We start from the raw sequence: 12,203 nt of genomic DNA, 5'->3' as shown, positions 1-12,203 counted from the left end.
ATATTTTTCAATAAGGAATTGTATAAATCGATAGTTCTCCATTAGCTAACTAATTCTTATAAAATAAATCATAGTTTTTATTTATGCTATAATAATTGTAGTATTGCTTAATTAAAAAAGGAGATGTTTCAATTGAATATATGGGATTACATAACCACAAATTGGAGCTCCATTTCAGCTGAGTTATTAAATCATTTAAAAATAATCGGTCTATCCCTTCCTTTTTCGATAGGCATAGGCGTACCCATAGGTGTTTTCATATCAAGAAATCAAAAATTAGCCAATATAATTATTTATATTGCAAGCGTTTTAATGACTATACCATCATTAGCGTTGTTTGGAATAATGGTTGTTGCTTTAGCCCCTTTCAACGCTGGATTAGGCATTACTCCAGCTGTTATTGCTTTAACAATTTATTCATTCTTGCCAATAATAAGAAACACAGTTGTTGCCGCCAGATCTTTGGACCCAAATACAATTGAATCTGCAAAAGGGATGGGCATGACTGATACTCAAATTTTGTTAAAAATTAGACTTCCACTGTCTATTCCCATTATTATGTCTGGTGTAAGAAATGCTGTAGTCATGGGGGTTGGTGTTGCTACACTTGGATACTTTGTAGCTGCAGGGGGTTTAGGTTATTTTATTTTTGCTGGTTTAACCAGATCAAGATATGAAATGGTTATAACTGGAGTTTTGGCGGTATCTATATTAGGGATTTTGAGTAATTATGGATTGATGCTTTTTGAAGATCTTATAACACCAAAGGGACTAAAAATAAAAGAATAGGAGGAACTTATGTCAATACAATTAAAAAATCTCAAAAAAAATTATAATGATTTCACTGCGGTAAATAACATAAACTTAGAATTTCAAGATAAAAAATTATCTGTTCTAATAGGTCCTTCTGGTTGTGGAAAAACTACCATCCTAAAAATGTTGAATAGGCTTATAGAAAGAACATCTGGAGACATAATAATCGATGGAAAATCAATTGATAACATAAACACTATCGATTTAAGAAGAAGCATGGGATATGTTATACAAGAAATTGGACTGTTCCCTCACATGACCGTTTTTGACAACATAGCTGTTGTTCCAAGATTGTTGAAATGGGATGAAGCCAAAATAAAAAACAGAGTTTATGAATTGTTGGATATGGTGAATTTAGATCCATCCATAAATGCCAAAAAATATCCTGCTCAATTATCTGGAGGTCAAAGGCAAAGAGTTGGTGTTGCAAGAGGCTTGGCAGCAGACCCGAATATTTTGCTTATGGACGAACCCTTCGGAGCCATAGACCCAATAAACAGAGAAACTTTGCAAGATGGTTTTTTAGAAATTCAAGAAAAAATACAAAAAACTATAGTTTTTGTGACACATGATATTAGAGAAGCTATAAAACTTGGAGACAGAATTGTCATACTTAATCAAGGGAAAGTAGAACAAGAAGGGTCCACTCTGGAAGTTGTTAAAAACCCAAAAAATCAATTTGTTAGAAATATTTTGGGGGAGGACAGTGAGTTCAAAACTCTAGAATTTTTGAAGGTTTCTGATTCTTTATCTGAAATACCAAAAACATATGACGTTGATAAATTTGACTTAGAAAAAGCAAAACAAGAAGATTCAAAAATAATAATTTTAACAAAAAACGATAAATTTTTTGGTTTTGTTGAAAATAGAGGATTAAACAATTTAGGGGATAATAAAAATTTGAAAAGTATCATGAAAACGTATAAATTAAAGAATCATTTAAGCCTTTTCGATGCTTTAAATATAATGCTTAGAGCAGGAGTAAGCACATTACCAGTAGTAGATAACGACAATAAAGTAGTTGGTATAATAGACTTCAGCTCTATATTCAAAAAGATAAACTCTGGTGGTGAGTGATATGCAGGATGTAATCACTTATATGACAGAAAATTTTGGTTATATAATGACAAAAACTTTTCAACACACTTATCTATTTTTAACCTCTTGGGTTCTTGCAATAATAGTTGGAATGGCCATAGGTATTTTTGTCAGCAGACCAGGAAGACAAAAAGTTGGAAAAGTAGTTCTCTCTATAACAAGCATTACCCAATCTGTTCCTTCAATTGCAGTAATAGCTCTTGTTTTTGTCTTTATGGGCATAGGAGCAGCTCCCTCTATTTTTGCCCTTTTTCTATATTCATTAGTGCCAATTGTTTTTAACACCGCTTCTGGTTTGTTAAGTGTGGATAAAAAAATGATAGAAGCTGCAAAAGGAATGGGGATGACTAAAAATAAAGTTTTGTGGTCTATCGAAATACCAAACTCCATTTCAACGATTTTTTCTGGATTGAGAAATTCAGCTATAATTAACATAGGAACTACTACTATAGCTTCGGCTGTCGGTGCTGGAGGATTGGGAGAAATTATTTTCATAGGTCTTTCTTATTTTGATTATGCAATGATTATAAGCGGTGCTATACCAGTTTCTCTAATGGCAATTTTTACAGATGTAATACTCGCATTCATTGAAAAAAGTTTGACTTCAAAAGGATTACGCCTTATAAATTAAAAAAGCTGTGAATTTTGCATTCACAGCTTTTGTTTTTTATTCTTTAACAGCTTTAGCCATATTTTTAGCCAATTCGTTCAGCTTCTTCAAATCTTCTCTATTTGCCGATAACTTAGCTTCTACAGATTCACCCACTAAAGGCATTTTCATCTTTTCTGCATATTTTTCAAGGGTACTAACACCGCCTCCTGACCAGCCGTATGTTCCAAAAATACCCATTACATGGTTTTTAATTCCTGTGTGTTCTAACCAATGTGCCAACTCTTCCATCGGAGGGAAAAGTCCGGTGTTGTATGTGCAACTTCCTAAAATAATACCTTTGAATCTCCAAATTTCATTTATTAAATGAGAAAGGTGCACCTTTGAAACATTCATTATCTTTATGTTTTTTATTCCTTCTTCGGATAGTTTTCTAGCCAAATAATCAGCCATATGCTCTGTGTTTCCATACATAGAACCATAAATTATAACTACCCCTTCTTCTGTTTCATATCTACTCCATTTATCATAAATATCTATTATTCTTGATGGGTTATCTCTCCAAACTGGGCCGTGTGTGGCACAAACATATTTAACTTCTACACCTTCCAATTTTTTTAAAGCCCTCTGAACCATCATAGAATATTTACCAACTATATTTGAATAGTATCTTCTTATTTCACTTTCATAAAATTCAAGGTTAACTTCATCATCAAAAACTCCGCCGTCCAAAGTTCCAAATCCACCAAAAGCATCACCAGAAAAAAGAATCTTTTCTGTAGTTTCATATGTCATCATAGTTTCTGGCCAATGAACCATAGGAGTCATGACAAATTTTAATTTGTGGTTTCCAATATCGAGTTCGTCTCCGTCTTTTACTTCATAGAGGTTATCTTTTACACCGTAAAAATTTTCTAAAAATTCAAAAGTCTTTTTGTTTCCAACTATCTTCAAATCAGGGTATTCTTCCAAAATTTCTGTTATAGAACCTGAATGGTCTGGTTCCATATGGTTTATAACTAAGTAGTCGATCTTTTGACCATCTAATAAACTTCTTACCTTTTCTAAAAATTCCCTAATTTTAGTTACTTTTACCGTATCTACAAGTACGTTTTTTTCATCTCTTATGATATAGGAATTATAAGATACCCCTTTATCTAAAGGCCACATGTTTTCAAAAAGATGGGTATCTCTATCGTTTACACCTACATAAAAAACATCATCTGTGATATTTAAAAAACCGTTCAATTCTAAAACCTCCTTGTATAGTGTAATTATTAGCTTATATTTTCTTCCTCAAAAATTATATCATATTTTATCAAAATTAAAAGGGTGAGTAAATTTTTGAAAATATTTTAATCAGGATTTTTTTAAGATAAAATGCTATGCATTTTGGTTGTGATTTTTTGTTGTTTGTTTTTGGTTAAATATTTTTCTTAATCTTAATGTTTTTTCTAACCACTAACAACCAGCTTCTAACAACAGAAGTCTCTGATTTCCATTCTTTCAAGTTCCTTCTTCTAACTGAAAATTTTTACCATATATTGTATTTTTAGTTTATATATGATACGATATATAGAAGTAGGAGGGATTAAAATGAACAAAAAATATAAAATAACTTTAGAAGGAAACATTGGTTCTGGAAAGACGACTTTGGCAAACGCACTTTTTGAAAAAATGGATGCAGATTATTTAATTCTTGAAGAGTTTGAAAAAAACCCTTATCTTTCTTTATTGTATGAAAAAGCTGATGTGGCTTTTGAAACAGAGATGTTTTTTCTTGTTTCAAGATATTCTCAACTTAAAAATGACAATCAAGACGGTCTTATTATATCAGATTATGATATGTTTAAAAACCTTGTTTTTGCTGAAACAACTATTAAAAACAAAGAAGAATTAAAAAAATTTAAATCAATCTATAACATTTTGAATATCAAATCTGCAAGAAGTGATTTGATAGTTTATTTAGATACATCTGTAGATACTGTGGTAAACAGAATAAAAAAAAGAAATAGATCCATGGAAATAAAATTGGACAAAAATTATTTGGCAAATTTGAATAAAAACTACAAAAAATATTTAAAAGATATGGATAACGTTATCCTTATTGACGCTAATGAATTTAACGTTTTTGATGAAAAGCAATTAGACAATTTAGTCAATAAAATAAAAAAATATATGGAGGTATAGATATGAGTGCAAAGATGATCGTTTTAGCTGGTAATGTTGGTGCGGGTAAATCTACATATACAAGGATTTTGTCAGAAAAAATGAACTTTCTTCCTTATTACGAATCTGTCGATGATAATCCCTTTTTAGAAGACTTTTACTATGATCAGAAACAATGGTCTTATCATCTTCAAACATATTTTTTGTTTCATAGATTTAAGAGTATTAAAAAAATAATTGAATCTGGGAAAAATGCTATTTTGGATAGAACTATTTATGAAGATGCAGAGATTTTTGCTAAAAATCTACATTTAACTGGTAAAATGACAGATAAAGAATACTCAGCTTACAGAGATATTTTTTATACGATGTTGGAATTTATCAAAAAACCAGATTTGACAATTTACATTGATACCAACGTGGAAACTATCAAAAACAGGATCGCTAAAAGAGGGAGAAAAATGGAAATGCAAGTCCCAGATGATTATTGGAAACAGCTCGATAGACTTTACAAATTGTGGATATCAAAATACAACCATTCTAATTTGTTGATCGTTGATGGAAATAAAAACGATATTGTTGAACACGAAAATTTTGTGGATGAATTGATTGAAAAGATAGAGAACAAAATATACAAAAACGCATAATACCCCTTAACCGTATTTTTATAACTCATTTTAATAAATTAAATCTAAAAGTGATACAATTTAAATGAAATAATTTTAATCGTGTTTATATTGCCGGGGATATCTACACGTTATTTAGGAGGGCTTTTATGAAAATTGCTATTATTGGTTTAGGTAGAATGGGTAAAAATATGGCAAAAAGATTATTAAACGATGGACACGAAGTTTGGGTTCATAACCGAACTATAGAAAAAGCGAAAGAATTAGAAAAAGAAGGGGCTATTGTTGCAGAAAAACTCGAAGACATTTTGAAAATGGATAGACCAAGAATTGTCTGGTCAATGCTTCCAGCAGGTGAAGTTACAGATAAATATTTTGAAAAATTAAAAGATATTTTGGAAAAAGATGACATATTAGTAGACGGGGGTAACAGCCACTACAAAAAAGATAAATTAAGGTTTGAAGAATTCAAGAAATTGGGCATTCACTATGTAGATGCTGGAATTTCTGGTGGTGTCTGGGGATTGACCAGGGGTTATTCAACAATGATTGGCGGAGAAAAAGAAATTTACGATCGTATGTTGCCTATTATAAAATCCTTAGCTCCAGAAGATGGTTACATGTATTGCGGTCCCACAGGTGCTGGACATTTTGTTAAAATGGTTCACAATGGAATTGAGTATGGACTTATGGAAGCTTATGGTGAAGGATTTGAAGTTCTCAAGGCCTCTGAATATGGGAACATTGATATGTCAGAAGTTTCTAAGATTTGGAATCATGGGAGTGTTATAAAGTCTTGGCTACTTGAACTTATAGAAAATGCTTTTAAGGAAGATGCAGAGCTTGATAAAATCCAAGGATATGTAGAAGATTCAGGAGAAGCTCGCTGGACTGTAAACGCAGCTATTGAATCGGGGGTATCAGTTCCTGTTATTAGTAATTCTCTTTTCAAAAGATTCCAATCAAGACAGGAAGATGTGTTTTCTGACAAAGTTGTTGCAGCTTTGAGAAACCAGTTTGGCGGTCACGTAATATACTCAAAAGAAGAAACTGTAAAATCAAAAAAAGCTGGTGCTGGAAAAATTCAAGCAGCAAACCCCCAAAAGAGTGATGAAAAATGAAAGAAACTATAAATAATTCTGAAACTTGTGAAGATATAAAAGGAGATCCCGCTTCAATTGTAATATTTGGTGGAAGTGGTGATTTGACATTAAAAAAACTCATACCTTCACTGTTCAACTTACAAAAAAGAAACCTATTGTCTGAAAACACATATATACTTGGAGTTGGCAGAACAAATTTAGATAGTGAATCATATAGAGAACTTATAAAAGATGCTTTGAATAAATCTAATAAAGAAGTTAATAAATTATTAGAAAAAATTTACTATTTAAATGGAGACTATACAGACAAAAATTTATATCAAAATTTGAAAATAAAGATGGATGAGCTCGATGAAAAACACAAGACAAACTACAACAGATTGTTCTACTTTGCAACTCCTCAAATAGTTTATATGGATATAATAAAAAAACTTGGAAATAATGGCATGCTTAAAAAAACTGATACTATATTTCCAAAGGTGATAGTTGAAAAACCCTTTGGAAGTGATTTTAACAGTTCTAAAAGATTAGACAAAGAACTACATAATTATTTAGAAGAAGAACAAATATTCAGAATAGATCATTATTTGGGTAAAGAAACTGTTCAAAACATTCTTATGTTTAGATTTGCCAACACTATTTTTGAGCCTATATGGAATTACAAGTACATTGATCACGTTCAGATAAACGTTACTGAAGATTTGGGTATTGGTTCAAGGGCTGGATATTTTGAAAATTCTGGCCTTTTAAGAGACATGTTTCAAAATCATATGCTTCAACTCCTTGCTTTGGTAGGAATGGAACCACCTGCTCAGCTTGATGCTGAAAGTGTGAGAGACGAAAAATATAAACTTTTAAAATCCGTTCGACCCTTAAAGGTAGAAGACATTAACAAAAAAATAATTAAAGGCCAATATATAGAAGGAACCATAAATGGAGAAAAGGTAAAAGCTTATAGAGATGAAAAAAATGTTGATCCAAATTCTCAAAGAGAAACTTATGTAGCTGCAAAAATGTATATAGATAATTGGAGATGGAGTGGTGTCCCTTTTTATTTGAGATCGGGGAAAAGATTAAAATTAAAAAACAGTCAAATATCTATCCATTTCAAAGAAGTTCCTTTTTCCATATTTTCAAAAAATAAGCTGAAACCACACAAAAATATTTTAACTTTGAACATTCAACCTAACGAAGGTTTTAGCTTAAACTTACAGGCAAAACAACCCGGCTCTAAATTATGTTTAAACGATTTGAATATGGACTTTAGATATTCTGAATTTTTCGACTTTGACCCACCAGAAGCTTACGAAAGATTGTTTTTAGATGTAATTTTGGACGATCAAACTCTTTTTGTAAGATCAGATGCCATGGAAACAAGTTGGGAAATAATAGATGAAATTCTACAAGAATGGGACAACAATCCAGATATTTTACATTTTTATAAATCTGGTTCTTGGGGGCCTGATATTTCAGAAGGCTTGTTCAATGAAGATAATTGGGTAAATCCAGGGGAATGATTATATGAGTATTTTTATTTATGATGATAAGATGTCTTATTTAAAAAGTGTATATAATATCTTCAAAAAAAGTTATTTTAACGCTATAAAAAACAAAAAAAAATTTAATGTTTTTCTTTCTGGAGGTTCAACTCCTCTTGAATTATACGATTATATTATTTCTAAAAAATCGCATCAAAAAATAAAGTGGGATAAAATCAACTTCTTTTTTGGGGACGAAAGGTTTTTACCTTATGATTCATCTGATAGTAATTTTGGAAATACAAAAAAACACTTTTTTGATCATTTGAAGGGATACGATTTACATTTGTATCCCGTTAAAACTGATTTGAGTATAGACAAAAGTGTAGAAAACTACGAAAAAATTATTAGGCAAAAGAAAGCTACTTCTCCAGATTTGGTGCTTTTAGGAATGGGGGATGATGGACACACTGCCTCTTTATTCCCTGATTCTGAGATACTGAATAGCGAAAAGCTGATTGATTATGTTGAAAATTACGGAAATCCGAAAACACATAGAGTTTCAATAACATTCAATTTGATAAATAGAGCTGAAAAAATAGTGGTATTTTCAAAGTTTAAAAACAAAGAAAAAATAATTCAACACTTAATTTTTCAAAATGAAGAAAAAAAATATCCGGTTGAAAAAATAGAGAGTAAAAAAACCAAATATATATTTATGAGAGAATAAATCAATGCATAAAGCATTGATTTATTTTTTATATTCACAAAAAAATAATGTATAATTAATTTAGAAGCTACAGAAAATGAAATGAGGGGGGGATTTCATGTATTTTGTGCCTTTTGAATTCAGCAATTATAAATCCTTTGTAATGGAAACGATAAACAAAGTAACCCATTATGTAGATAAAAACTACGATGACTTAGACCAACTATATAAACTTGGAAAGAAAAAAAGCTATTATATAATGTTCTTAATCGATTGTTTTGGTAGCAATTTTTTAATGAACTTAGAATTAGCTAAAATGTTTGCAGAAAGGTATGCAGACCCAGAAAAAGAAAGGCCAAAACCTTTGGAGATTCTTCGAAGATTCTATGTTGATCTTTTCTCTAAAATATCTGAAAATTCACATTTTCCAAAAGAAGAATTTTTTGAAAAATCATTTTCCGAAATATACAAACTTTTTATGAAAGACTATGATAGAAAATTGCAAATATTGAAAAAAGATTTCAAAGAGAAATCTGAAGCAGATATAATAGAAAATCTTTTTAAAAATAAATACGATAATTCAGAAGACATAATACCAACTTACAACGTAATCATATTTCACTCTATTCACACAAACAACAAAGAAGCTGCTCAATTCATACTGGATATAATGAAAAGAGCCATAAAAGAGCATGAAGTTCTTGAAGAGTCAGAAAAAAAAGAATCTTGCTCAGTAAAAAACGCTGATTACGAAAAATTAAAAAAAGAAAACGAATTGTTGAAGAAAGAAAATGATGAATTAAAAACCATTTTAAAAAATGTTTACGATAAAATAGAACACGTTATTTAATAAAATCTTTATGATATAATTATTCGAAAGCATTTTTATTTGGAGACGTGTCCGAATTGGCTAAGGGGCCGGTCTCGAAAACCGGTGAGACTCTGTCTCATGTGGGTTCGAACCCCACCGTCTCCGCCAAAAATAGATATAGTTTCTGAGGAGGCTAACCATGAAAGTATTAAATAAAGTTTTGGAACATCTTAAGGAAAAAGTAGATCAAGGAAATTATGATTATGCAATACCGAAAAGATGGATGCCAGAAGGATACGAAGGACAGGTAAAATTAAAAGGTAGAAAGTTTTTTGTTAATCCTTATGAATTCCATTCAAAAATAATAGAAGAAATTATAAAAAACCGTGAATCAACTAACGATTACTCAAAACCACTATCATTTGTAACCGGTGAAAAATCAGCTGATTGGATTAAAAAATCTGTTATTTATGGGGCTCATGTGAGGGCAACTGCTGCTTATACTCACGATAATTCTTCAATTTTTATGCCCGTTGATAAAAAGGGATACACCGAATCAGGTACTTTCTTAAAAATGATCTCTTTGTTACCATATCTAAAACAATACAATGTAAACTGTATATATTTACTACCTATTAGCCAATCGTCTAACAAGTTCAAAAAAGGGGAAGTTGGCTCTCCATATTCTGTAAAAGACTTTTTTAGTGTTGAACAAGATTATAAAGACACTCTTTTAGGCAATGAATTTACCCCAAATGAACAATTCGGTGCTTTTGTAGAAGCAGCTCATATTATGGGAATCAAAGTTATGCTTGACTTTGTCCCAAGAACTTCTGCAAGAGATAACAGGCTTATTTTGGAGCACCCAGATTGGTTCTATTGGATAGACGTAAAAGAATTGAACTCATTTAAACCACCGAAAATTAAATCTTTGAAGTTTGAATTACCTTCTGAAGATAATTTGGAAACTCTTTACAACGATCCAGAAGTAATCAAGCATTTGAAAAAGTTCAGGTGGGATCCAAAAACTCAAAATCCAAAAAAATGGGGAAAATTTGTTAAAAACAACAAAGATAATCCTGATTTCTTGGATGAAATAGCAAAAGAATTTAAAGTTATAACAGTTCCTGGTTTTTCTGATTGGATAAATGATCCACAGCCTCCATGGGATGACGTGACTTTTTTAAGGCTATTTAAAACTCATCCATCTGCAGCTCAGAAATTTGTTTCTGATGATCAACCGCCATACGTTTTATTCGATGTGATTAAATCAAGTAATTTTCCTGGGACAGAAAAAAACGAAGAATTGTGGAAAATCATAGCTGATATTATGCCATTTTACCAAAGAAATTTTGGAATAGACGGCGCCAGATTGGATATGGGCCACGCTTTACCAGATGAGTTAGAAGGGATGATCATTAAAAAAGCAAAAGAATACGATCCAGCTTTTGCTATAATTGCAGAAGAATTAAATATGGACAATGATAAAAGGGCAAAAAACAACGGATACGACGGTATTCTTGGCAATTCTTGGTGGTCAGAACCAAGAGTAGATGAAGGTTGGCTTAAAAAATTCTCACAAAAAATCATGCCTGAGTTAGTAACGCCTGCTTTTGCAACTGCAGAAACACCAGATTCTCCAAGAGCTGTAACAAGAGTTTACGGAGAAAAGTTTTCCAAACTTTCAGCAGTGCTAAACACATTTATGCCTAATGGAATTACATTTATTAATTCAGGATACGAAATTTTTGAACCACAACCTATGAATACAGGTTTAGATTTTGAAGATCCTGTAGAAGAAAAGTTTAAACAGTTACCACCAAACGATCAGTTCTATGGCAAGCTTGCGTTTTTTGATTGGTATGCTTTACATTGGGACACCGACCATCACATGGTCAAACTGTTAAAACTCTTGGGAACTATAAAAGAAAAATACGTTGATCTAACTTCAGATATGAACAGTTTTAGATTCATTGACTTTGGAGAGAAAGCTTTTGTTTTCTTCTATTGGAATGGGCAAAAAGGCATTTTAATACCTGTTAATTTGAGTGATGAATTTCCTTTCTTCTTTGATATTGACCTTGGATTCCACACTTGGAAAGGGTATCACAAAATTACTACGCTTGTAGAAAATTACAGAAGAGGAGAAAGCAACTGGGAAATTCAAGATGGAAGATTAAAAATTACAATAAATCCTTTTGAAGCAAGAGTTTTTGAAATTAAATAATACTTTAATAAAAAGAAGATGCTTAGAATATAATCTAAGCATCTTCTTTTTATGCTGGACTATTATCTTTTTACAACCAGATAAAGATCTATCTCTTTTGTATCATCTATTAATCCCTTGAACTTCAAAATATTTCCATCTACAGAAACTTTCATCTCTTTTCCTTCAACAACAGAAGGAGGAGTTATATTTATAGAATAACCTATTTTTTCCATAGAAATGGCTACTGCACCCGAAATCATATTTCCAAGTTCACCAATAGCTGATAAAGCCATATCATCCATAGAATCTACTTGCATCATGCCTTCCATCATATTGTTTACTATGTTTTTACCTGACTCTTCATTCAAGGTATAAATTAAATTACCCTCTAATACTCCATTAAATCCAATAGTGGTAACTACTTCATAGCTCTTATCAATTTTGCTCATTAACTGGGGTTTATCTATCTTTATATCCGTTTTTGCTGCTGATTTAAATGTCGTAACCAATGAATTTAAAACAGCGTTAACTACTTTTACATCTATCATTAGCAAACACCTCCGGAAAATATATACTT

The 12,203-nt window shown here is 31.3% G+C and carries 12 protein-coding genes and 1 tRNA gene; 11 read left to right on the top strand and 2 right to left on the bottom strand.

The genetic code is table 11. The features are described from left to right. Positions 1-132 precede the first annotated feature (132 nt). From BLS00_RS07940 to BLS00_RS07930, 3 genes are read left to right on the top strand one after another with little or no spacing between them, the layout of a single operon-like run. Positions 133-789 (top strand): ABC transporter permease, encoded by a 657-nt coding sequence (locus BLS00_RS07940; protein ID WP_091404586.1) that lies wholly within the window; start codon positions 133-135, stop codon positions 787-789. Between the two features lie 9 nt (positions 790-798). Next, positions 799-1,890 carry an ATP-binding cassette domain-containing protein gene (locus tag BLS00_RS07935; protein WP_091404585.1) on the top strand — a complete coding sequence of 364 codons (1,092 nt, stop codon included), beginning with the start codon at positions 799-801 and terminating at the stop codon, positions 1,888-1,890. A gap of 1 nt (position 1,891) precedes the next feature. After that, complete coding sequence (locus BLS00_RS07930; protein ID WP_091404583.1) at positions 1,892-2,542, top strand: ABC transporter permease; 651 nt, start codon at positions 1,892-1,894, stop codon at positions 2,540-2,542. A 36-nt stretch (positions 2,543-2,578) separates the two neighbouring features. Here the strand turns inward: BLS00_RS07930 and BLS00_RS07925 are convergent, their stop codons facing one another. After that, entirely contained in the window at positions 2,579-3,769 is a 1,191-nt protein-coding gene (locus BLS00_RS07925) for an FprA family A-type flavoprotein (RefSeq protein WP_091404580.1), read from the bottom strand. Positions 3,770-4,117: 348 nt separating this feature from the next. On the opposite strand from BLS00_RS07925, the gene BLS00_RS07920 reads away from it, so the two are divergent. The 8 genes from BLS00_RS07920 (at position 4,118) to BLS00_RS07885 (ending at position 11,644) form a co-directional block, all read left to right on the top strand. Further along, the gene (locus BLS00_RS07920) at positions 4,118-4,711 is read left to right on the top strand and encodes a deoxynucleoside kinase (RefSeq protein ID WP_176759873.1); all 594 of its coding nucleotides are present in this window, start codon (positions 4,118-4,120) and stop codon (positions 4,709-4,711) included. Between the two features lie 2 nt (positions 4,712-4,713). Then, positions 4,714-5,337 carry a deoxynucleoside kinase gene (locus BLS00_RS07915; protein ID WP_091404575.1) on the top strand — a complete coding sequence of 208 codons (624 nt, stop codon included), beginning with the start codon at positions 4,714-4,716 and terminating at the stop codon, positions 5,335-5,337. Positions 5,338-5,465: 128 nt separating this feature from the next. Further along, a complete protein-coding gene (gene gnd / locus BLS00_RS07910) occupies positions 5,466-6,437 on the top strand; it encodes a phosphogluconate dehydrogenase (NAD(+)-dependent, decarboxylating) (RefSeq protein WP_091404573.1) in 972 nt (323 codons plus the stop codon). Then, on the top strand, positions 6,434-7,936 hold the full coding sequence (gene zwf / locus BLS00_RS07905) for a glucose-6-phosphate dehydrogenase (RefSeq protein WP_091404571.1): 1,503 nt from the start codon (positions 6,434-6,436) through the stop codon (positions 7,934-7,936). The genes gnd and zwf overlap by 4 nt, the downstream gene beginning before the upstream one ends. A 4-nt stretch (positions 7,937-7,940) precedes the next feature. Beyond that, on the top strand, positions 7,941-8,627 hold the full coding sequence (gene pgl, locus BLS00_RS07900; protein WP_091404569.1) for a 6-phosphogluconolactonase: 687 nt from the start codon (positions 7,941-7,943) through the stop codon (positions 8,625-8,627). 97 nt (positions 8,628-8,724) lie between these two features. Beyond that, positions 8,725-9,456, top strand: a complete 732-nt coding sequence (locus BLS00_RS07895; RefSeq protein ID WP_091404567.1) for a hypothetical protein — start codon at positions 8,725-8,727, stop codon at positions 9,454-9,456. A 41-nt stretch (positions 9,457-9,497) separates the two neighbouring features. After that, positions 9,498-9,585 (top strand) — tRNA-Ser (locus BLS00_RS07890). A 31-nt stretch (positions 9,586-9,616) separates the two neighbouring features. Next, positions 9,617-11,644, top strand: a complete 2,028-nt coding sequence (locus BLS00_RS07885) for an alpha-amylase family glycosyl hydrolase (RefSeq protein ID WP_091404566.1) — start codon at positions 9,617-9,619, stop codon at positions 11,642-11,644. Between the two features lie 62 nt (positions 11,645-11,706). On the opposite strand, the gene BLS00_RS07880 is transcribed toward BLS00_RS07885, so the two are convergent. Beyond that, positions 11,707-12,174, bottom strand: coding sequence for a chemotaxis protein CheX (locus tag BLS00_RS07880; RefSeq protein WP_091404563.1), 468 nt, complete (start codon positions 12,172-12,174; stop codon positions 11,707-11,709). Positions 12,175-12,203 lie beyond the last annotated feature (29 nt).

The sequence above is a fragment of the Geotoga petraea genome (assembly GCF_900102615.1).
GTDB lineage: Bacteria > Thermotogota > Thermotogae > Petrotogales > Petrotogaceae > Geotoga > Geotoga petraea.
The sequence above is the reverse complement of the archived record's forward strand: the minus strand, read 5'-3'. Positions and strand labels throughout refer to the sequence as shown.